The organism is Streptomyces sp. NPDC044719 (assembly GCF_056433405.1).
This window is the reverse complement of sequence record NZ_JBWKHE010000001.1, coordinates 867,686-887,160: the sequence shown is the minus strand read 5'-3', so window position 1 is coordinate 887,160 and position 19,475 is coordinate 867,686. Positions and strand designations below refer to the sequence as shown.

Here is a 19,475-nt window from a genome sequence, read left to right as displayed (position 1 = left end):
CGATCACGGCCCGTCACCTCGGCACCGGCCGCACCCGCAGGTCGTTCGGCCGAAGCGTGATGCCGACCCTCGTGGCGTCGTCCGAACCGGCCACCTGCTCGAACCGGTACTTCGTGGCCAGCGCCGCCGTGATCAGCGTCAGCTGGGCCATCGAGAAGTGATCACTCGGGCACTTGCGGTTGCCCGTGCTGAACGGGCTCATCGCGTGCTTCGGGATGTCCTTGACCCGGTCCGGCAGCCACCGGTCGGGGTCGAAGTCGAGATGCCCGTCGTACGACTTCGCGTCGCGCTGGATCGCGTACGGGCTGTAGACGATGTCCGCCCCGGACGGAATCCGGTATCCGCCGAGTTCCGTGTCCCGTACCGCCCGGCGCGTCAGAATCCAGACGGCGGGGCGCAAACGCATGGCCTCGACGACGACATTGTTGGTGTGCCTGAGTCCCCGGACGTCCTCGAATGCCACCGGCCTCCCACCGGTGACGGCTTCTACTTCGTCACGCACCCGGTCCGCCTGTTCAGGGTGTTCCGCGAGCATATGCAACAGCCACATGATCGTGGAGGCGATGGTTTCGCTGCCGGGGGTCAGGATCGCGACGACCTGATCGTGGATCTCCTGTTCCCCGATGGGGTCGCCATTCTCGTCCTTCGCCTCCAGCAATGCCGTCAGCAAATCGTCCGGCTTTTGACCGGATGCCCGGCGCTCGGCGACGATCTCGTCGACCAGGAGATGCAAATCGGCCAATGCCCGGTTGAATTCGCGGTTGGCCGGGAGCGGGAGCTTGTAGAGCGGCCCGAGCGGGACCACCATCCGCCGGTACATCCCGCGGAACACGGTGGCGAGCGCGACGCACAGCCGCTCCGCCCGCTCGTCCATGGAGGCGCCGCGCAGCAGACAGCGGGCCGCGACGCGCACGGCCACCCGGAAGGACTCGGAGGTGCAGTCGACGGTCTCGCCGGGCTTCCAGCGCTCGGTCAGCGCGTGCGCCTCCTCCTCCATGATCGGCCCGTAGGCGGGGATGGCGTCGAGCCGGAAGGCGGGCTGGATGGTGCGTCGCTGGCGCCGGTGCCGCGGCCCGTTCGCCGTGGCCACCCCCTCCTTGCCGAGCAGGCCCTCCAGGGACTCCCAGAGCGGTCCGGCGATGATGAAGTCGTTGCTCAGCGCCAGTGCGCCGGTGAGGTCCGGGGTGGTGACGGCGTACACGGTCTTCGGCCCGAGCTTCAGGCGGACCACGTCGCCGTGGTCGCGCAGCCGGGACATGAACGCCAGCGGGTCGCGCACGAGCTTCCAGCCGTGACCGAGGCCGGGGACTCCGCCGCCCGCCCGGGGCGGCTCACGCAGATCCGGTGCCAGGGCTTCGGGTTGCACAGACTCGACGGTCATTTCTCACCTGCCGCTTCGTTGTTGACGTACGGGGGCGTGGACCGGTCGTCCCAGCTGTCGACCATGTACCGGCCGGACTCGTGGTGGAACCAGTAGACGGAACTGAACCAGTTGCGCATATTGCTCAGACAGGCCCGCACGGCGGCGCTCAGTTCCTTTCCCCGCACGGTGCCGTCGGCGAGTTCGTCGGCGAACCGTAATGCTTCCTGTTCGACATCGAGGAATTCATTGATGCAATTCTCGACACGACACCTCAGGTCCACGACCGCCTGCTCCAGCGTCAGCCCCTCATGGGTGATGAGGCTGATTCCGAGATTGTGCACCTCGTCGCCCGCTATTTCCTTGGGAAGGGAGCAGAGGTCGTTGTACCAGGCGGCGAATTCCTGACTCAGCAGCGCCGCCCGCCGGTATGCCGGATGCTTCCGGACGGGGTCGGGTATTTCACATCCCGCGGCCGGCTCCAGTAGGTCCGTCCATATCCAGTGGGCGAAGGTGAGCCGGCGCAACCGGAGATATTCGTCGACCGTGGGCACGATTCCGTGGGTACGGTTGTGGAACTCCCGGTCGTACGCGTCGACCACCGCGTGGAAGTGCCGGGCGAACCGGAGGTTCCACGTCCTCGGCAGGAACGCGTAGAGCCGCAGCACGCTGTCCGCGAACCCGGCGACCAGTGGGTCCTCGTGGTGCAGGTGCGCCCCGGGGAAGTCGAGGGCCGTGTGCAGTTGGTCCCGCAGCCGCCGCCAGGCGACCGCACGGCCGTGCACGATGTCGCGGTCGTGCCGGTCGTCCCAGACGAAGAACCAGGCGCTGTAGTCCGCGATCGCCTGGAGGACCTCGTCGGGGGCACCGATGTAGTACCCGGCCATGAGGTCGGTGTAGCAAAGGCCGTCGGCATATTCCTCCACCTTGTCAGCGGGCATGAGCCGCTTTTCGAGCAGCCAGGCCCGGGTCTTCTCCTGGCACTTCGGCCAATACGGGTGGAGTTGCCGGGGAAACGCCGCCTCGATCACCGGTAGAGAGAGCGACGGTGGAACTGCGATGGTGGTCGGTGTCGATGTGGTGCCGTCTGGCAAAGCATGCACGAACTAACCCCTCTCAGCCGCCAGTTGGCGCGGGCGCCCCTCCCTTCGTGCCGGGCGTGCGCCGTTGCATACCCCGCTCATCCCATTCAGCACTACAACTGACCGTTCTGGGAACGCATTTGCTTCATTCACTACCCCACAGTGCCGGGATCCTCCCGGTGTGTGGCTGGTAACGGATCACCAGGAGAGCAGAAGCGATCGAACGTGCGACGGACAGACGAACGGCACAGGCGAACGGCGCCTGTTCGGGACGGGAATCCCGAACAGACGCCGTTCGCCTGGTGCTCGTGAGGTCTCAGTCGTTCGCGACCACGGGGTAGCGGGGCTCGTTCTCGGCCATCTGCCGCAGCGCGTCCTTGCGCTCCCGCTTGGAGAGCCGGTCGATGTACAGGTAGCCGTAGAGGTGGTCGGTCTCGTGCTGCAAACACCGAGCGAAGTATCCGGTGCCGCGCACCTTGATCGGGTTGCCCTTCTCGTCCTGCCCGGTCACCTCGGCGTAGTCGGGCCGGGCGAGCGGCGCGTACGCGGTGGGCACGGACAGGCAGCCCTCGTTGCTGTCGTCCAGCCGGCGCTTCTCGGCGGGCAGTTCGACGAGCCTGGGGTTGCAGACCACGCCGGTGTGCCGGACGCCCTCGTCGTCGGGGCAGTCATAGATGAAGACCTTCAGGTCGACACCGATCTGGTTGGCGGCCAGGCCCACGCCCTCGGCGGTGCGCTGGCTGGCGAACATGTCCGCGACGAGCTGCTGGAACTCCTCGCCGAAGTCGGTGACGTCCTTGCACTCCTTGTGCAGCACCGGGTTCCCGACCACCGTGATCGGCCGCGAGCTCCCCCGCTCCCGCCAGGCCGCCTCGCGCTCCTCGCAGTCCTCCGTGTCGATCACGTACCCCTCGTCATCGACGGGGAGCACGCCCGCGTGCTGCTGATCGGTGTCCTGCTGAGCCATGACGTTACGTACGCCTTCCTGAACAAATCCAAGCCGGGATGCTGATACAGGGTACGCGGGTACCGGCTCTCGGGGGCGCGGGGAACTGCGCGACCAGCCACGCACCCGCACCCGACAACGGCGCTAACAGACCTCTTCCAGATCCCGCCAGTCACGAGAATCCGGGCTGTCCGCCACCCACCCGTCCAGCAACCCCCTCACCAGCGAAGCCGGCGCAGCCAGCCCGCACTCCCGCTCGGGAACCCACAGCTGCCCGTCCGTCCGGTGCCCCAGCGGCCCGGGATGCCCGGGCTCACTGTGATCATGCGGATCGAGATGCTCCCCGTCACCCTCGTCCGACGGCATCCGGGACTCGGAACACATCCGGCACAGCAACCGCACCGAGGAGGACCAGTCCTCCGCGGCGAACCCGGCATCCCCGGCCAGCTGCTCCAGTGCGTCCCGGTCCGCCTCGGTCGCCGCCTCCAGCAGCACCACCCACGTAGGCACCGGCGACGGCGCCCACAGCTCGATCTCGTCGAACACCGGGTACGTGTGCCCCGCGGCTGTGGTCCGCTCCCCGTGCGGCACCCCGTCGTGCAGCACGACCTCGCCCCAGCGCCGCCCCGACGACGGCAGCGGAATGGACAGCACCTCGATCCGCGCGGGATCCAGCCGCCGCCCCCACACGACCTCGGCCTCCCCCTCCGGGGACAGCCGTACGGCCGCGCTGCCGAGGTCCATGCCGACGGGCTCGCCGGCGGCCGTGGCGGAACCCGGCATCCGCAGCCCGTAGGCCTGCCAGGCGCGCCGGGCCAGCGGCCAGTCCTGGAGGGCGGTCGCCGCGATGCCCACGTTCCACCAGTCGGGCGCACCGGTGTCCCGGTCGAGCAGGGCCACGGCCCTGAGGCCCGCCGCCCTCGCCTGCTCCCAGTCGTGCCGGAACTTGTGCAGCAGGGCCAGGTTGAACCATGACTCGGACAACCAGGGCTCCAGGTCGGCGGCACGTGTCAACAGTGCGCCCGCGTCCTCGTACCGGCCGTCGCCGATAAGTGTGAACGCCCGGTCTGTGGCCTGCCGCCAGGAGGCGGAGGGCCGGTGCCGTCCCTTGCCGAAGATCCTCACGATTCCCGCCTGCCAGTTCCGTGCGGTGGGCTGGCCGTAGCTGTGTTTCGAGCCCCCGGACACCTTCTCCTTCGCATCCAACCACGTACGGCCTCCGAGGCGCTCATTACCCATGGGTTACCCAGCCACGGGCAGAGTCAGACTGCTCCTTGCCAGTACCCGGGCCAGTGATTCCACCACCTCCGGCGCGTACTTCCCGGCGGTGGCGAGCCTGAGTTCCTCCAGCGCCGTCAGCGGCCCGCCGGGCCCGCCTTCCCTGGACTTCTCCTCGTACGCGTTCACGACCCGCACGATTCGCGCGGCCGGCGGCTGCTCGGCGTAGGGGTCGGCCTGCCGCTCCACGACCACGGCGACCGCCTCGTCGACCCCCGTATGCCGTACGACGGCGCCGCCGAGCAGCGCGATCCGCCGCTGTTCCGCGGCGGGCAGGTCGGCGGTGGCGCCCGCCGGCACCGGGTCGACGAGGCTGAGCTGGCCGATGTCATGCATGAGCGCGGCGTACTCCAGCACGGCCAGTTCGGGCTCGGTGAGGCCGAGATCACGTCCCACTGCCTGGCTGAGCGCGGCGACCCGGCGGGCGTGCCCGCAGGGGGTGTAGCCGGCGACCTCGGTGGCCCGCGCGAGGGAGGCGATGGTCTGCCGGTAGGTGGCCCGGACGGCGGCGTACCGCCGGAACGACATCTGGGCGAGCAGCAGCGGCACGGAGAAGACGGGCAGCGCCCACAGCCCCACCACGGCGACCGCGAGCGCCATCACGGCCCCGGTCGCGATGACGGCGGACCCGATGCCGCACACGGCCCGCAGCTCGTCCCGCAGCACCGGGCCGAAGGGCCAGCCGGTGCGGGAGTGGGCCAGGGCGGCGGCGAGCACCGCGTCGCACAGCGCGGTCAGGGACAGCAGCGCGAGCAGCAGCAGCGCGTAGGCGGGTCCGCCCCAGTCGTCGAACATCCCCCGGTTGTAAGGGGGCTGGAAGCACACGGCGACGAATCCGACGGTGAGCATGCGGCGCGCCAGGTGGTCGAGCGTGGGCCCCTGCCCGCGCGCGACATGCGGCACGCTGCCGAGCAGTGAGGCGGCCAGTACGACGGCGACGACCTGGGCGAGGCCGTGGTGCGTGGCCCGCCCGCCGGCCTCTCCCAGCAGTGCGTACGACAGCGCCGCCGCGGCCCCGAGCGGTGCCGGTTCCCGGATCCGCGCGCCGTTGCGCCGGGTGAGCTCCCCGACGGTGACGAGGACCCCGAAGGCGAGGGCGACGCGGCGTTCCTCGAGTCCGTCGTAGAGGGTGACGGCGAGGGAGCCGGTGGCGAGGAGGGCGGCGGAGGCGTGGACCAGGGTGCGCAGGAGCGGCGCCCCGCACGCGCTCATCGGTGTGCTCCCGGCCGGCTGGAGACGGGTGCGCCGGGCGCGGGCACCCGGGGCGTGTGGGCGTCGTCGGCGGTCACCGCGGGGTGCCAGCCCGCCCGCCGTACGGCCGCGGCCAGGGCCGCGACCATCACGGGGTCGAAGTGGCTGCCCGCACACCGCTCCAGTTCCTCCAGGGCCACCGGGACGGGGCGGGCCCTGCTGTAGCTCCGGGTGGAGGTCATGGCGTCGAACGCGTCGGCGACCGCCACGACCCGTGCGGACTCCGGGATCTGACGGCCCATCAGCCCGTACGGGTACCCGCTGCCGTCCAGCCGCTCGTGGTGGTGCAGCACGGCGGCACGGGCCTCCCCGAGGAAGCCGATGCCGCGCACCATCTCGTGCCCGTACTCGGGGTGCAGCTCGATCACGCGCCGTTCCTCGGGGGTCAGCGGCCCGTTCTTCCTGAGCAGCCGGGTGGGCACGCCCAGCTTGCCGACGTCGTGCAGGATCCCGGCGAAGCGGAGCACCTCGACACGCTCGTCGTCCATGCCCAGCTCGCGCGCGATCATCATGGAGGCCTGCCCGACGCGCTCACTGTGCCCGCGCGTGTATCCGTCCTTGATGTCTACGGCCTGGACCAGCGCCCGGATGGTCGCCTGGTGGGCGGCCCGTTCCCGGTGGTACTGCGCGAACGCCCACCAGGAGACGCACATCGGCAGGAGGACGAGCAGCGCGGCCACGGGACCGTACGGGCTGCGCCACAGGACGGCCATCATCAGCCCGGCGAGCCCGTGCACGGCGATCGGCGCGAGTGAACGCGCCACCAGCCCCCGCCAAGCGCGCCGCACCGGTACCCGCTCGGCGGCGGCGAGGATCCCGCCGTCCAGCAGCGCGAGCACCAGGCAGAAAGCCAGCACGGCGGCTCCGGCCGGCCCGAGCGCGTAGGGGACGTCGCCCGCGACGACCGCGTCCCGCCCGCCGAGCACCCAGTGCACCTTGGCGGCGGCCCACACCCCGAGGACGAGCTGGGCGGCCCGCCAGATCCGCCGCAGCGCCACGGGCCGCTGCCCGACGGGCGAGAGCAGCGCGGCGGGCACGGCGACCAGGGCGGCGGCGGGCGCCGGCAGCAGGAAGGCGCCGGCGAGGAGCACGGGGTAGAAGGTCCCGGCCGGGTGCGAGATGCCGACGAACCGGGACCGGGCGACGCGCTCGCACCCGGCGTACAGCGCCGCGAGCAGAGCGACCGCCCACCAGGGCGTACGGACGCCCGGCAGCGGGAGCAGACAGCACAGGGCGGCGACGGCGACAGTGGCGACATACACACGTGCCCGCGCCGATACCGCTTCCATGAGCCCCTCCCCGGCCATGTCCGTCAGGCCCGGAGCCTAGGACGGCGGTGGGGGGCTCCACGGGCCGATAGCCCGTGGATTAGCACGTTCGAGTGACGCGTTCGAGGGTGCCTCGGAGAATGACTACCCCTGGAGATGCGGGGTAGTTGAAAAGCGCAGGAGTGTCAGGACTCCTGGGGCGAGGCAGGCGAGGCCGTGACGTCCTGCTCGGGGACCGCCTGGCCGGAACGGATCAGGTCGATCCGCCCCATGACCTTGGCCCGCAGGTCGCCCGGCACGTCGTCATGCCCGCAGCAGCGCTTGACCAGCTTCTTCACGGCCTGCTCGAGCCCGTACTTCTCGAGACAGGGCGAGCACTCCTCGAAGTGGTGCTCGAACTTCACGCAGTCCGAGTCCGGCATCTCACGGTCGAGGAACTCGTAGAGATGATCGAGGATTTCGCTGCAATCCGTCTCGTGCGGCTCTCCGCAGCTCATGACCCCGAGCCTTTCGCTTCGTTCGACTCTCCGGCGCCGGCCGGGACCATCCCGCGGTCACGGGCGTAGTCCTCCAGCATGCCGCGCAGCTGACGGCGGCCCCGGTGCAGGCGGGACATCACCGTACCGATGGGTGTCCCCATGATGTCGGCGATCTCCTTGTAGGCAAACCCCTCGACGTCCGCGAGATACACGGCGATACGGAACTCCTCGGGGATCGCCTGGAGCGCTTCCTTCACGTCCGAGTCGGGCAGGTGGTCCAGCGCCTGCGACTCCGCGGAGCGCAAGCCCGTCGACATGTGCGACTCGGCGCGGGCGAGCTGCCAGTCCTCGATCTCCTCGGCTGCGGAGCGCTGAGGTTCGCGCTGCTTCTTGCGGTACGAGTTGATGAAGGTGTTGGTGAGGATCCGGTACAGCCACGCCTTGAGGTTGGTGCCCTCACGGAACTGGTGGAAGGACGCGTACGCCTTGGCGTACGTCTCCTGCACCAGGTCCTCGGCGTCGGCCGGGTTGCGCGTCATGCGCAGCGCGGCCGAGTACATCTGGTCGAGGAACTCGAGCGCGTCCCGCTCGAAGCGCGCGCTGCGCTCCGCGGCCGTCTCCGCGCCCGTGCCGCCCTGGCCCTCGGGCTGCTCCGCCTGGCCGTGTTCGGTCCCTGCGTCGGTCCCAGTGACCGGACCCACCTCCTCGAGTGTTCTCGTGAGACCGAGACCGGTCTCACCCGAATCGGAGGATAGACGACGATCCGGTCCGCCCGCCGCCCGAATCGGGGCGGTCCTGGCCGCGTGCAGCACCGTCCACTCCAGGTCGGCACGGCTGCTGCGGCTCGGGCAGATGGTCGAACCCATGCGGCGGACTTCCTCTCCTACGGCGTCTGCGCTGGTCTCCAGCACGTACGTCCCGCACAACAGCGCTCGCCGCCCCGGCATTCCCGGAGCTTCACCCGAGTGACCCGGTCCACTCCACGACCGCGTCCGTGATGAGCGCCACGGCCTCCTCCTGCGAGATCTCCGCGCGCTTGGGAACGGCGAAGCCGTGATCGCCGTACGGCACCTCGACGAGTTCGTACGAACCCGCGGGGAACTCCTCCGGCTTCCCGAACGGGTCGTTCCCGCCCTGGACGACCAGGGTGGGCACCCCGGAACCCAGCAGTTCGTCCGCCCGGGACTTCTCCGGCTTGCCCGGCGGGTGGAGCGGGAAGCTGAGGGCGAGGACGGCGTGGGCGCCCAGTTCGACGGCGGTACGGCAGGCGACCCGGGCCCCGGCGCTGCGGCCGCCGGACACGACGGGCAGTCCGGGCCCGGCCAGCGCGGGCCAGATGCCGCGCCAGCCGACGTCCAGCGTCCTGGGCGCGGGCGCCAGCTTCTTCCCGGCCACCCGCCAGGGCTGCTCCACACGGGCCACGGTCACGCCGTGCGCGGGCAGGACGGTGGCCAGGGCCTTCAGGTCACGGGCGTCGATGCCGCCGCCGGCTCCATGGCTGACGGCGAGCACCAGCCGTGCCTTCTTCGCCTCGTGCCAGGTGATACGGGCGGGACCGGCGTCGGTCTCGACGGTGTCCGTCGTCGCGTTCGTCACATGCGTCACGTCAGAAGAGTGTGCCCTCTTCGGGCCCTTCCAGCTCCTTCAGCAGCTCCGGCCCGTTGTTACGGACGTTGCTGACGGCCGTGGTGACGGGGTAGGCGCGCATCAGCCCGGGGGGCGGCGGGGCGAGCAGCTCGCGCAGGTCGCCGGGGTCCGTGCGGGAGGGGTCGAGCCAGGCGTCCCAGCGGTCGGGCGTCAGCATCAGCGGCATCCGGGGGTGGATCTCGGCCAGGGCCCGGGGACCGTCCGCCGGGGACACCGCCAGCGGGCTCGTCTCGGCCTCGGTGGTGATGACGGAGCACGTCACCCACCAGGACTGCGGGTGGTCGTCCGGCAGCGTCCTGTCCCGCCAGAACTCGTACAGCCCGGCCATCGCGAAGACGGACCCGTCCGCCGGCGTCACGAAGTACGGCTGCTTGCGGGGGCGCTTCTTCTTCCCCTCGACCTCCAGCTCGCGCTCCTGCTGGCCGGTGACCCACTCGTAGTAGCCGTCGGCGGGCAGGACGCAGCGCCGGGAGGCGAAGGCGCGACGGTAGGACGGCTTCTCGTGGACGGTCTCCGCCCGGGCGTTGATCATCCGGGCGCCGCCCTCGGGGGTCTTCGACCAGGACGGGACGAGCCCCCACTTCAGCTTGCGCAGCTGCCGAACCGGCCGCGGGTCGTCCACGTCTTTCAGAGGGCGGTCGAGGACGGCGTAGACCTCCTTGGTGGGCGCCACGTTGTAGTCCGGCTCGAGGGTCTCCTCGGGCTCCCACTTCTCGACCTCAAAGATTCCTGCGAGATCCTCTGGCCTGCGACTCGCTGAATACCGTCCGCACATACGTGCCACACTGCCAGATTCCATCCGACCACAGGGAGCCAACGCCTTACATGGACAGCACCGCTACCGCCTCGCTCGCCTCCCTCTGGGACGAGGTTTCCGGCACGCAGCCCGACCCCGACCTGTGGGTGGTGCTCGCGACCCTGGCCGCCGCGCTCGCCGTGGTGATCCCGCACGGCCTGTGGCGCATCTCCCGCAACGCCATCACCATCGCCCACGAGGGCGGTCACGGGCTCGTGGCCCTGCTCACCGGCCGCACCCTCACCGGCATACGGCTGCACTCGGACACCAGCGGCCTGACCGTGAGCCGCGGCAAGCCGCACGGCATCGGCATGATCCTCACGGCCGCCGCCGGCTACACCGCCCCGCCCCTGCTGGGCCTGGGCGGAGCGGCCCTGCTGGGCGCCGGCCGCATCACGCTCCTGCTGTGGCTGGCCACCGCCCTGCTCCTGATCATGCTGGTGATGATCCGCAACGCGTACGGCGCCCTGACCATGATCGTCACCGGCGGCCTGTTCGTCCTGGTGTCCTGGCTGGCCGGCCCTCAGGTGCAGGCGGCGTTCGCCTACGTGGTGGTGTGGTTCCTGTTGCTGGGCGGGGTGCGCCCGGCGTTCGAACTCCAGGCGAAGCGGTCGCGCGGCGGCGCGGGTGATTCGGACGCGGACCAGCTGTCGCGACTGACGCATGTGCCGGCGGCGCTGTGGTTCTTCCTGTTCCACGCGGTGTCGCTGTGCTCGCTCATAGGCGGGGGCAGGTGGCTCTTGGACCTGTGATGCGCCCCGACGGGGCAGCGTCACAGGGGCGCGGGGAACGGCGCGCGCAACCACAACGGTGCCGCACCCGAAGAACTACTCGCCTCCCTGCCTGCTTATAAAGTAAAGGCATGGCCCCGAACACCGCAGAAACCGCCCTCTGGCCCGCCCCGCACGCGAGCGGAGCCGTCGACGCGACGGTCCACGTGCCCGGGTCCAAGTCGGTCACCAACCGCGCCCTCGTCCTCGCCTCCCTCGCCTCCGAGCCCGGCTGGCTGCGCCGCCCCCTGCGCTCCCGCGACACCCTGCTGATGGCCGGAGCCCTGCGCGCGATGGGCATCGAGATCGAGGAGGGCGTGGGCCCGGACGGCACCGGCGAGGCCTGGCGGGTGCTCCCCACGGGCCTGCGCGGACCGGCCACGGTCGACGTCGGCAACGCCGGCACGGTGATGCGGTTCCTGCCGCCGGTCGCCACGCTCGCCGACGGTCCCGTCCGGTTCGACGGCGACCCTCGCTCGTACGAGCGTCCCCTGAACGGAGTCATCGACGCGCTGCGTCACCTCGGCGCCCGGATCGACGACGACGGCCGCGGCGCACTGCCGATGACCGTGCACGGCAGCGGTGCCCTGGAGGGCGGCCAGGTCGCGATCGACGCGTCCTCCTCATCGCAGTTCGTGAGCGCGCTGCTGCTGTCCGGGCCGCGCTTCAACCAGGGCGTCGAGGTCCGCCACACGGGCAGCACGCTGCCCTCCATGCCGCACATCCGGATGACCGTCGACATGCTGCGCGCGGTCGGCGCCCAGGTGGACACGCCCGAGTCGGGCGGCGAGCCGAACGTCTGGCGGGTCACGCCGGGCGCCCTGCTCGGCCGGGACCTGGTCATCGAGCCGGACCTGTCCAACGCCCAGCCGTTCCTGGCGGCCGCGCTGGTGACCGGCGGCAAGGTCGTCGTCCCGGCCTGGCCGGCCCGCACCACCCAGCCCGGTGACCGGCTGCGCGAGATCTTCACCGAGATGGGCGGCTCCTGCGAACTGACCGAGTACGGTCTCGCGTTCACCGGCTCCGGCTCGATCCACGGCATCGATGTCGACCTGAGCGAGGTCGGCGAGCTCACGCCGGGCATCGCCGCGGTCGCGGCCCTCGCGGACTCCCCCTCGACCCTGCGCGGCGTGGCCCATCTGCGGCTGCACGAGACGGACCGGCTGGCCGCGCTGACGAAGGAGATCAACGAGCTCGGCGGCGACGTCACGGAGACCGCCGACGGCCTGCACATCCGCCCACGCCGGCTGCACGGCGGGATCTTCCACACGTACGACGACCACCGCATGGCCACGGCCGGCGCGATCATCGGCCTCGCGGTCGAGGGAGTACAGATCGAGAACGTGGCGACGACGGCCAAGACCCTGCCCGACTTCCCCGATCTGTGGACCGGGATGCTCGGGGCGTAGGACGCAGGGATCACGTCATGCGCCGCTACGGCAAGCACACCGACGAGGACGACATCCGCACCCGTCCCGGCCGCCGGAACACCCGGCCCCGGACGAACATCAGGCCCAAGCACGAGGACGCCGCCGAGGGCCTCGTCCTCACCGTCGACCGGGGCCGGCTCACCTGCCTCGTCGATGACCATGTGGTGATGGCGATGAAGGCCCGAGAGCTGGGCCGCAAGGCCGCCGTGGTCGGCGACCGCGTGGCCCTCGTGGGCGACCTGTCCGGCAAGAAGGACACCCTCGCCCGGATCGTCCGCATCGAGGAGCGCACGTCCGTGCTGCGCCGTACGGCGGACGACGACGATCCGTTCGAGCGCGTGGTCGTCGCCAACGCGGACCAGCTGGCCATCGTCACCGCCCTGGCCGACCCGGAGCCCCGCCCACGCCTGATCGACCGCTGTCTGGTCGCGGCCTACGACGGTGGCCTGGACCCGCTGCTGGTGCTGACCAAGTCGGACCTCGCCCCGCCCGACAAGCTGCTGGAGCTGTACGGCGACCTCGACATCCCCTACGTCGTCACGAGCCGCGCGGAACTGAACAGCGGTGTCGCCCTCGCCCGGGTGCGCGAGCAGCTCGACGGCAAGATCACGGCGTTCGTCGGGCACTCCGGGGTCGGCAAGACGACCCTGGTCAACGCCCTCGTGCCGGAGGAGCGGCGGCGTACGACCGGGCATGTGAACGCGGTGACGGGACGCGGCCGGCACACCACCACCTCGGCGCTGGCGCTGCCGCTGTCGGACAGCGACGGCTGGGTGATCGACACCCCGGGCCTGCGGTCCTTCGGGCTGCACCACGTGGACCCGTCCCGGGTCATCCACGCCTTCCCCGACCTGGAGCCGGGCACCGAGGGCTGCCCGCGCGCGTGCAGCCACGACGAGCCGGACTGCGCGCTGGACGCCTGGGTGGCCGAGGGGCACGCGGACCCGGCGCGGCTGTACTCACTGCGACGGCTGCTGGCCACGCGGGAGCGGAAGGAAGGCGACTGACCTCAGCGTTGTTTGTCATGGCGTGCGGACGGTAAGTGCATACTCGCACGAAGCGGGCGGCAAGCGGTCACTGAACGTGGGATACGGGAGGAACGGCTCATGGCGTGGCTGCTGGTCATCGTTGCCGGGTTGCTGGAGACCGGCTTCGCCGTGTGTCTGAAGCTGTCGCACGGCTTCACACGGCTCTGGCCGACGGTCGCGTTCTGCGTCTTCGCCCTCGGCAGCTTCGGGCTGCTGACCCTGGCACTGCGGAGACTCGACGTGGGTCCCGCGTACGCGGTGTGGACCGGCATCGGGGCGGCCGGGACGGCGATCTACGGCATGGTGTTCCTGGGCGACCTGGTGTCGACGCTGAAGCTGGTGTCGATCAGTCTCGTCATCGTCGGCGTGATCGGGCTGCAGTTGTCGGGCTCGGCGCACTGACGCCCTGTCACCCGGGCTGCCGGTGCAGGGCGCTGCGGACCAGGTCGGTGACGCCGCCCTCGGCGGGTGGCGCGGCCACGCACGACAGGGCGAGCCGGACGGCGAGTTCGCAGGAGCGGGCCAGGTCGGCGGCGTCGGACTTGGGAGTGCCGGGCCCGGACAGGACGGTGACGGCCCGGTCGCGGATGAGGGTGACGAGGTCGCCGGGTGAGGGCAGCGGGCCGTCGGCGCGGCGCTGGGCCGGTACGGCGGAGGTGGAGGGCACGGCCGAGAGGGTCGGCGAGGGCAGCCGCTCGCTCCAGCAGCCGGTGAGCATGGCGCGGACCAGGGCGTTCTCGCGGGCCGCCGAGGTGGTCCACTCGGCGGTGGCGGTGAGCCGGTCGCGCAGGTCGCTGTGTCCGGCGAGCGCGCGGTCCACGCCGGCGAGATACCCGTCGGCCTCTCTCCTCACGAGCGCCCGGGCGAGGCCGTCCTTGCTGCCGAACTCGTTGTACAGCGTCTGCCGGGACACTCCGGCCGCCAGGGCCACGTCCACCATCCGCACGGCGGACCACGACCGGCGCGCCAGCGCCGCATAGGCGGCGTCCAACAGAGATTCCCGCGCTGCAGGCATCGTTGCCTCCCCTTGGGGCCAGCGGCTCTGCGCCCAGATTTGACGCGCGCGCAACCACTGTCAAGGGTTCACGAGGGCATGCGGGGGGCGCCTTTAGGCCGACCTGCGCGGGTGCCTCCGGCGTTCGAGCCGGGACCGCCTCCCTGCGCGTCAGGCGACCACAACGCCCCCACACCCCGGCACAAACCCCCTGTAGCCCCACCCCCACCTCGGCAGATAGGTTCGTTACATGCCCGACTACCTCGACGATCTGCGTCTCGCCCACGTCCTCGCCGACGCCGCCGACGCCGCGACGACGGACCGGTTCAAGGCCCTCGACCTCAAGGTCGAGACCAAACCGGACATGACGCCGGTGAGCGAAGCGGACAAGGCCGCGGAAGAACTCATCCGCGGTCAACTCCAGCGCGCCCGCCCGAGGGACGCGATCCTCGGCGAGGAGTACGGCGTCGAGGGCACCGGCCCCCGCCGCTGGGTCATCGACCCGATCGACGGCACCAAGAACTACGTACGCGGCGTCCCCGTCTGGGCCACCCTCATCTCCCTGATGGAGGCCGGCGAGGGCGGTTTCCAGCCCGTCGTCGGCGTCGTCTCCGCCCCCGCCCTCGGCCGCCGCTGGTGGGCAGCGAAGGGTCACGGCGCCTTCACCGGCCGCAGCCTCACCAAGGCCTCCCGCCTGAGCGTCTCCCGCGTCAACAAGCTCGCCGACGCGTCCTTCGCGTACTCCTCGCTCAGCGGCTGGGAGGCGCAGGGCCGCCTGGACGGCTTCCTGGACCTCACCCGGGAGGTGTGGCGCACGCGCGCGTACGGCGACTTCTGGCCGTACATGATGGTCGCCGAAGGCTCCATCGACATGTGCGCCGAGCCGGAACTGTCACTGTGGGACATGGCCGCCACCGCGATCATCGTCACCGAGGCCGGCGGCACCTTCACCGGACTCGACGCCCGCCCGGGCCCGCACAGCGGCGACGCCGCCGCGTCGAACGGTCTGCTGCACGACGAGTTGCTCGGATATCTCAACCAGCGCTACTGAGTGCGCCCGCTATCACCGAGCGCGCCCCGCTGTTACCGAGCGCCCCCTTGTTGACCCTCCCTTTGCCTGCCACCCTGAGAGTCCCCCCAACTTGTGAATTTGTGAAACGCTGAACAAACGGAGGGGGCACTCCCAGGAGGTGGCTCGATCCATGCTCGTCCGTGACGCCATGAGCACCGTCGTCCTCACCATCGGCCCTACCCACACCCTTCGCCAGGCCGCCGCGCTGATGTCCGCGCGGCGGGTCGGGGCGGCCGTGGTCCACGACCCCGACGCCGGCGGCATCGGCATCCTCACCGAACGCGACATCCTCAACTCCGTGGGCAAGGGCCAGGACCCGGACACGGAACGCGCCCACGCCCACACCACGACCGACGTCGTGTTCGCGGCTCCGGCCTGGACCCTGGAGGAGGCGGCACGAGCCATGACGCACGGCGGCTTCCGCCATCTCATCGTGCTGGACGACGACGAACCCGCCGGCATCGTCTCGGTCCGCGACATCATCCGCTGCTGGGTACCGGCTCGCCAGCAGGTGCCCGCCTGACAAAGCTGGACAGCATCTAAAACAGGTGCGATTCTAAACTCACACCTGTTCGGGACCTGGTCCCTTTTGCTGTTAGGCTGGTGGCCATGAGTGACCTTCTGGAACGGCTGCGCGGACGCGGATGGCGGATGACCGCGCAGCGGCGTGTCGTGGCCGAGGTCCTCGACGGCGAACACGTCCATCTGACGGCCGACGAGGTCCATGCCCGGGCCGTCGCCAAGCTGCCCGAGATCTCCCGGGCGACCGTCTACAACACGCTCGGCGAGCTCGTGACCCTCGGCGAGGTGCTCGAGGTCTCCACCGACCAGCGCGCCAAGCGGTACGACCCGAACGCCCACCAGCCGCACCATCACCTGGTCTGCGCCCGGTGCGGCGCGATCCGGGACGTCCACCCGATCGGCAACCCACTGGCGGACCTCCCCGACTCGGAGCGCTTCGGCTTCACCGTCTCGGACGTCGAGGTGACATACCGCGGCGTCTGCCCGAACTGCGCGGCCGCCTAGCCCCTCTCCTTCCCGACAGCCCCGGCACCGATGGATGCCGGGGCTCGTCCACATCTGCGCACTTCCCGTATCTGACGGGCCGTCATATGGTCAACGGCACCCACCAGTCCGTGCCGCACTCCGCGAGGAGACCGAAGCGGGAGAGCCGTATCCAAGACTCACCCGGCGAGTTCGTCGGCCTCGTAGGCCCCTCCGGCTGCGGCAAATCCACCTTGCTGCGCATCGCCGCCGGCCTGCTCCGGCCGCGTCCTGGACGGACCCCGCCGACCGCGCCCCCGACCGCACCCCGGCCCCGCAACGGCTCACCGAGCCCCGGAAGCTGACGATCGCCACGGGCATGCTGAGCGCGGAGTGCGTGGCACCTCTGCGGGTCGCCCTCGGCAAGGGCGAGTTCGACAAGGAGGGCCTGGACGTCACGCTGAAGGTGCTGCCGACGCCCGAGGCCCTCCCGCTGCCGGCCAAGGGCGAGGTCGACGCGCTCTGGGCGGCCCCGGAGGCGGCGGTCATGAACGGCATCCGCGGCGGCTTCGTCATCCTGGGTCGCGGGGAACTTCTCGCATGGAGCAGGCGCTGGAGCAGCACGACGGCCCGCCTCCAGGCGGTCTACCGGGCACAGGGCGTGGCGAAGGGCGACGCGCTCCCCGAGTCCCGGACCGTGAGCCGTTCCTTCTACGAGGAGGCGGTGGGGCACCGCCCCTGAGCGCACATGCCTTCTGAACACAAACCGAGGGCCGGAACCCTTTCGGATTCCGGCCCTCGGCCTTCAGTAGCGGGGACAGGATTTGAACCTGCGACCTCTGGGTTATGAGCCCAGCGAGCTACCGAGCTGCTCCACCCCGCGTCGGTGAATGCAACGTTACGTGAACGGGGAGGCCGGACGCAAATCACTAACCCAGACCATGCAGCTCGCCTGGGTATCAGGCAGACAGCTCCTGCCGCAGCGCGTCCCGCAACCGAGCCGCCCGCTCCGCCACAGACGCCGGCCCCAGAGACACCGCACGGTCGGCCCACCGCTGCCCCTCCGCCAGCTCCCCCCGACGCGCGTAGACCAGGGCCAGCCGCAACGCCGCCCGCCCGTGCCCCGCATCGGCCGCCCGCGTCCACCACACCGCCGCCTCGGGCTCGCTGCCCTCCCGGGCCAGCAGCAGCCCCAGATTGAACGCGCCGTTGCGGGACCCGGCCTCGGCCGCCTCCCGGTACCACCGGGCCGCCTCGACGAGGTCCCCCCGGGCCGCGGCGTGCATGCCGACCCGCACCTGCGCCCGCCGGTGCCCCTGCGAGGCCGCCCGCTCGTACCACTCCTCGCACTCGCTCCGCCGGTGCACCGGCTCCCCGAGCTCGTGTGCGGGCTCCGGCGGCCGGCGCGCGTCGAGCACGGTCGCCAGCCGGTACGCGGCCTCGGCGCTCCCGCCCCCGGCCGCGCACCGCAGGTGCCGCTCGGCCTCCTGGTCGTCACCGTCCCGCAGCAGCGCCATGCCGACCTGCAGCGCGGCCTCCGTGTGCCCGGCTGCGGCCGCCCGCTCGTACCAGCGCAGCGCGGCCTGCTCCTCGCCCCGTCCGGCGTGGAGGATGCCCAGGTTGAAGGCGGCGTCCACGCTCCCGGCCTCCGCGGCCTTGGAGAACCACGGCTCCGCACCCGTCTCGTCCCCGGCCCTCAGCAGCAGGATCGCCAGCGCGTTCGCGGCCTCCTGGTGCCCGGCGTAGGCCGCGCGCCGGTACCACTGCTCGGCGTGCGGGGTGCGCCCCTGCTCGACGCAGAGCAGCCCGAGGTTGTACGCGCCGTTCACGTCGCCCGCGTCCATCGCGGCCCGGTACCACCGCTCGGCGGTCTGGGTCTCGCCCCGCTCGGCGTGCAGCGCGCCCAGCGCGTTCGCCGCGTTGCCGTCGCCGTCCTGAGCGGCCCGCAGCCACCACACGGCGGCGTTCTCGGTGTCGCCCGCGTCACGCAGCAGGAATCCGAGCGCGCAGGCGGCCCGCGCCTCGCCGTCCTTGGCGGACGTCAGGTACCAGCGCCCGGCCTCCTTGAGCTCGCCGCGCTTCTCCAGGATCGTCCCGAGGTGCAGCGCGGCCCGCCGGTGCCCGCGCGCGGCAGCCTGCCGGTACCACTGCTCGGCCTCGTCCGGCACGGGTGCGCCGTCGTCGCCGGCCTCCCGCGCCGCCTTGCGGTCCAGTGCCCGCGCCAGCCGGTACGCCGCCTCCCGGTGCCCGCGCTCGGCCGCGGCCCGCATCCAGTGCTCGGCCCCGGCGTCACCGCGGTGCTCCAGCAGGTCGGCGAGGGCGTACGCGCCCAGGGTGTGGCCCTGTTCCGCGGACTGGCGCAGCCAGTACTCGGCGGCGGGTTCGTCGCCGCGCTCGCGGTGGTGCCGGCCGAGGGCGTGCGCGGCGGCCGTGGATCCGGCGACGGCGGCGATCCGCCACCATCCGGCGGCCTCGTCTGCGTATCCCCGCTGGTGGAGAAGGACTCCCAGGTTGTTGGCGGCGGCCCGGTCGCCCGCGGCGGTGGCGGCACGCAGATGAGGTTCGGCACCGTCGAGATCGCCACGGCGCAGCAGCATGGCCCCGAGGACACTCATCGCCTCGACGTCGCCGGCCTCCGCGGCGAGCCGCTGACGCAGCTCCTCGGCTGCCTCATCGGCGATTTCCCCGGTCTCGTCCGGGGTGTCGGTGTCCTCCCGGCTGGAAGGCTGCACAAAACGCCCTGTCTCGAACAGAGTTGCCTTGTCCCCCATAACGTCCATCGTCGCACCACCTGCAACCTGGGTACACCTGGTATACCGCAGCCATTGAGGTCACTACAGCGTTTTGTCGACATGCCCACAGAGAGACAAGTCAAACACAGATTTCCCAACTCCCCCCGGCGGCACGGCCGCAGCCCGCACCAGCACATGCGTTCACACATCACGAAGGCCCGGATTCCTTTGTGGAATCCGGGCCTTCGATGCCGCTCCGTCACTCGGACTTCGCGATTTCAGTAGCGGGGACAGGATTTGAACCTGCGACCTCTGGGTTATGAGCCCAGCGAGCTACCGAGCTGCTCCACCCCGCGCC

At 71.1% G+C, this 19,475-nt stretch carries 20 protein-coding genes, 2 tRNA genes and 1 pseudogene; 9 read left to right on the top strand and 14 right to left on the bottom strand.

Features of this window, described 5'->3' with window-relative positions; translation table 11 throughout:
* Nucleotides 1-13 precede the first annotated feature (13 nt).
* The 10 genes from AC07DF_RS04200 to AC07DF_RS04155 form a co-directional block, all read right to left on the bottom strand.
* Entirely contained in the window at nucleotides 14-1,381 is a 1,368-nt protein-coding gene (locus tag AC07DF_RS04200; protein WP_478966723.1) for a bifunctional albaflavenone monooxygenase/terpene synthase, read from the bottom strand.
* Nucleotides 1,378-2,463 carry an epi-isozizaene synthase gene (gene cyc1, locus AC07DF_RS04195; protein ID WP_478966721.1) on the bottom strand — a complete coding sequence of 362 codons (1,086 nt, stop codon included), beginning with the start codon at nucleotides 2,461-2,463 and terminating at the stop codon, nucleotides 1,378-1,380. Before cyc1 ends, AC07DF_RS04200 begins: the two co-directional genes overlap by 4 nt.
* Before the next feature lie 295 nt (nucleotides 2,464-2,758).
* Entirely contained in the window at nucleotides 2,759-3,409 is a 651-nt protein-coding gene (gene def, locus AC07DF_RS04190; RefSeq protein WP_478966720.1) for a peptide deformylase, read from the bottom strand.
* 123 nt (nucleotides 3,410-3,532) lie between these two features.
* The gene (locus tag AC07DF_RS04185) at nucleotides 3,533-4,513 is read right to left on the bottom strand and encodes a tetratricopeptide repeat protein (RefSeq protein ID WP_382490761.1); all 981 of its coding nucleotides are present in this window, start codon (nucleotides 4,511-4,513) and stop codon (nucleotides 3,533-3,535) included.
* 117 nt (nucleotides 4,514-4,630) lie between these two features.
* Entirely contained in the window at nucleotides 4,631-5,878 is a 1,248-nt protein-coding gene (locus AC07DF_RS04180) for an HD-GYP domain-containing protein (RefSeq protein ID WP_478966718.1), read from the bottom strand.
* Nucleotides 5,875-7,206 carry an HD-GYP domain-containing protein gene (locus tag AC07DF_RS04175; protein ID WP_478966716.1) on the bottom strand — a complete coding sequence of 444 codons (1,332 nt, stop codon included), beginning with the start codon at nucleotides 7,204-7,206 and terminating at the stop codon, nucleotides 5,875-5,877. Before AC07DF_RS04175 ends, AC07DF_RS04180 begins: the two co-directional genes overlap by 4 nt.
* Before the next feature lie 164 nt (nucleotides 7,207-7,370).
* A complete protein-coding gene (gene rsrA / locus AC07DF_RS04170) occupies nucleotides 7,371-7,682 on the bottom strand; it encodes a mycothiol system anti-sigma-R factor (protein WP_478966715.1) in 312 nt (103 codons plus the stop codon).
* The gene (sigR, locus tag AC07DF_RS04165) at nucleotides 7,679-8,365 is read right to left on the bottom strand and encodes an RNA polymerase sigma factor SigR (protein ID WP_189723136.1); all 687 of its coding nucleotides are present in this window, start codon (nucleotides 8,363-8,365) and stop codon (nucleotides 7,679-7,681) included. The genes rsrA and sigR overlap by 4 nt, the downstream gene beginning before the upstream one ends.
* A 256-nt stretch (nucleotides 8,366-8,621) precedes the next feature.
* The gene (locus tag AC07DF_RS04160) at nucleotides 8,622-9,260 is read right to left on the bottom strand and encodes an alpha/beta hydrolase family protein (protein WP_478967587.1); all 639 of its coding nucleotides are present in this window, start codon (nucleotides 9,258-9,260) and stop codon (nucleotides 8,622-8,624) included.
* Nucleotides 9,261-9,270: 10 nt separating this feature from the next.
* Nucleotides 9,271-10,086, bottom strand: coding sequence for an SOS response-associated peptidase (locus AC07DF_RS04155; RefSeq protein WP_478966713.1), 816 nt, complete (start codon nucleotides 10,084-10,086; stop codon nucleotides 9,271-9,273).
* Nucleotides 10,087-10,136: 50 nt separating this feature from the next.
* Here AC07DF_RS04155 and AC07DF_RS04150 point away from each other — a divergent pair, with 50 nt between their 5' ends.
* From AC07DF_RS04150 to AC07DF_RS04135, 4 genes are all read left to right on the top strand, one after another.
* Nucleotides 10,137-10,859, top strand: coding sequence for a M50 family metallopeptidase (locus AC07DF_RS04150; protein WP_478966711.1), 723 nt, complete (start codon nucleotides 10,137-10,139; stop codon nucleotides 10,857-10,859).
* A gap of 110 nt (nucleotides 10,860-10,969) precedes the next feature.
* The gene (gene aroA / locus AC07DF_RS04145; protein ID WP_478966709.1) at nucleotides 10,970-12,286 is read left to right on the top strand and encodes a 3-phosphoshikimate 1-carboxyvinyltransferase; all 1,317 of its coding nucleotides are present in this window, start codon (nucleotides 10,970-10,972) and stop codon (nucleotides 12,284-12,286) included.
* Between the two features lie 17 nt (nucleotides 12,287-12,303).
* The gene (rsgA, locus tag AC07DF_RS04140; RefSeq protein WP_478966707.1) at nucleotides 12,304-13,314 is read left to right on the top strand and encodes a ribosome small subunit-dependent GTPase A; all 1,011 of its coding nucleotides are present in this window, start codon (nucleotides 12,304-12,306) and stop codon (nucleotides 13,312-13,314) included.
* Between the two features lie 99 nt (nucleotides 13,315-13,413).
* Complete coding sequence (locus AC07DF_RS04135; RefSeq protein WP_193481056.1) at nucleotides 13,414-13,737, top strand: DMT family transporter; 324 nt, start codon at nucleotides 13,414-13,416, stop codon at nucleotides 13,735-13,737.
* Between the two features lie 7 nt (nucleotides 13,738-13,744).
* On the opposite strand, the gene AC07DF_RS04130 is transcribed toward AC07DF_RS04135, so the two are convergent.
* The gene (locus tag AC07DF_RS04130) at nucleotides 13,745-14,350 is read right to left on the bottom strand and encodes a TetR/AcrR family transcriptional regulator (protein ID WP_478966705.1); all 606 of its coding nucleotides are present in this window, start codon (nucleotides 14,348-14,350) and stop codon (nucleotides 13,745-13,747) included.
* Nucleotides 14,351-14,579: 229 nt separating this feature from the next.
* Between AC07DF_RS04130 and hisN the strand changes: the two genes are divergently transcribed.
* The 5 genes and pseudogenes from hisN to AC07DF_RS04105 form a co-directional block, all read left to right on the top strand.
* Nucleotides 14,580-15,380 carry a histidinol-phosphatase gene (gene hisN / locus AC07DF_RS04125; RefSeq protein WP_478966703.1) on the top strand — a complete coding sequence of 267 codons (801 nt, stop codon included), beginning with the start codon at nucleotides 14,580-14,582 and terminating at the stop codon, nucleotides 15,378-15,380.
* Nucleotides 15,381-15,531: 151 nt separating this feature from the next.
* Nucleotides 15,532-15,924: a CBS domain-containing protein gene (locus tag AC07DF_RS04120; protein WP_478966701.1), complete on the top strand. Its 393-nt coding sequence runs from the start codon at nucleotides 15,532-15,534 to the stop codon at nucleotides 15,922-15,924.
* A gap of 86 nt (nucleotides 15,925-16,010) precedes the next feature.
* A complete protein-coding gene (locus AC07DF_RS04115; RefSeq protein ID WP_382490476.1) occupies nucleotides 16,011-16,427 on the top strand; it encodes a Fur family transcriptional regulator in 417 nt (138 codons plus the stop codon).
* Between the two features lie 86 nt (nucleotides 16,428-16,513).
* A complete protein-coding gene (locus AC07DF_RS04110; protein WP_478966698.1) occupies nucleotides 16,514-16,750 on the top strand; it encodes an ATP-binding cassette domain-containing protein in 237 nt (78 codons plus the stop codon).
* A pseudogene (locus AC07DF_RS04105) lies at nucleotides 16,672-16,984 on the top strand (ABC transporter substrate-binding protein); the annotation flags it as partial. The gene AC07DF_RS04110 and the pseudogene AC07DF_RS04105, both read left to right, overlap by 79 nt.
* Nucleotides 16,985-17,194: 210 nt before the next feature.
* Here AC07DF_RS04105 and AC07DF_RS04100 read toward each other — a convergent pair.
* From AC07DF_RS04100 to AC07DF_RS04090, 3 genes are all read right to left on the bottom strand, one after another.
* Nucleotides 17,195-17,268: transfer RNA gene (locus AC07DF_RS04100), tRNA-Met, on the bottom strand.
* A gap of 76 nt (nucleotides 17,269-17,344) precedes the next feature.
* Nucleotides 17,345-19,165 (bottom strand): tetratricopeptide repeat protein, encoded by a 1,821-nt coding sequence (locus tag AC07DF_RS04095; protein ID WP_478966696.1) that lies wholly within the window; start codon nucleotides 19,163-19,165, stop codon nucleotides 17,345-17,347.
* Between the two features lie 234 nt (nucleotides 19,166-19,399).
* Nucleotides 19,400-19,473, bottom strand: a tRNA-Met gene (locus AC07DF_RS04090).
* Nucleotides 19,474-19,475 lie beyond the last annotated feature (2 nt).

Bases quoted from the DNA above. Each gene is read 5' to 3' on its own strand.
- hisN (WP_478966703.1), top strand. From the start codon at position 14,580: ATGCCCGACTACCTCGACGATCTGCGTCTCGCCCACGTCCTCGCCGAC.
- AC07DF_RS04180 (WP_478966718.1), bottom strand. From the start codon at position 5,878: ATGAGCGCGTGCGGGGCGCCGCTCCTGCGCACCCTGGTCCACGCCTCC.
- rsgA (WP_478966707.1), top strand. From the start codon at position 12,304: ATGCGCCGCTACGGCAAGCACACCGACGAGGACGACATCCGCACCCGT.
- AC07DF_RS04130 (WP_478966705.1), bottom strand. From the start codon at position 14,350: ATGCCTGCAGCGCGGGAATCTCTGTTGGACGCCGCCTATGCGGCGCTG.
- AC07DF_RS04115 (WP_382490476.1), top strand. From the start codon at position 16,011: ATGAGTGACCTTCTGGAACGGCTGCGCGGACGCGGATGGCGGATGACC.
- AC07DF_RS04095 (WP_478966696.1), bottom strand. From the start codon at position 19,165: ATGGACGTTATGGGGGACAAGGCAACTCTGTTCGAGACAGGGCGTTTT.
- AC07DF_RS04120 (WP_478966701.1), top strand. From the start codon at position 15,532: ATGCTCGTCCGTGACGCCATGAGCACCGTCGTCCTCACCATCGGCCCT.
- aroA (WP_478966709.1), top strand. From the start codon at position 10,970: ATGGCCCCGAACACCGCAGAAACCGCCCTCTGGCCCGCCCCGCACGCG.
- AC07DF_RS04175 (WP_478966716.1), bottom strand. From the start codon at position 7,206: ATGGAAGCGGTATCGGCGCGGGCACGTGTGTATGTCGCCACTGTCGCC.
- AC07DF_RS04135 (WP_193481056.1), top strand. From the start codon at position 13,414: ATGGCGTGGCTGCTGGTCATCGTTGCCGGGTTGCTGGAGACCGGCTTC.
- def (WP_478966720.1), bottom strand. From the start codon at position 3,409: ATGGCTCAGCAGGACACCGATCAGCAGCACGCGGGCGTGCTCCCCGTC.
- AC07DF_RS04155 (WP_478966713.1), bottom strand. From the start codon at position 10,086: ATGTGCGGACGGTATTCAGCGAGTCGCAGGCCAGAGGATCTCGCAGGA.
- AC07DF_RS04200 (WP_478966723.1), bottom strand. From the start codon at position 1,381: ATGACCGTCGAGTCTGTGCAACCCGAAGCCCTGGCACCGGATCTGCGT.
- AC07DF_RS04110 (WP_478966698.1), top strand. From the start codon at position 16,514: ATGGTCAACGGCACCCACCAGTCCGTGCCGCACTCCGCGAGGAGACCG.
- rsrA (WP_478966715.1), bottom strand. From the start codon at position 7,682: ATGAGCTGCGGAGAGCCGCACGAGACGGATTGCAGCGAAATCCTCGAT.
- AC07DF_RS04150 (WP_478966711.1), top strand. From the start codon at position 10,137: ATGGACAGCACCGCTACCGCCTCGCTCGCCTCCCTCTGGGACGAGGTT.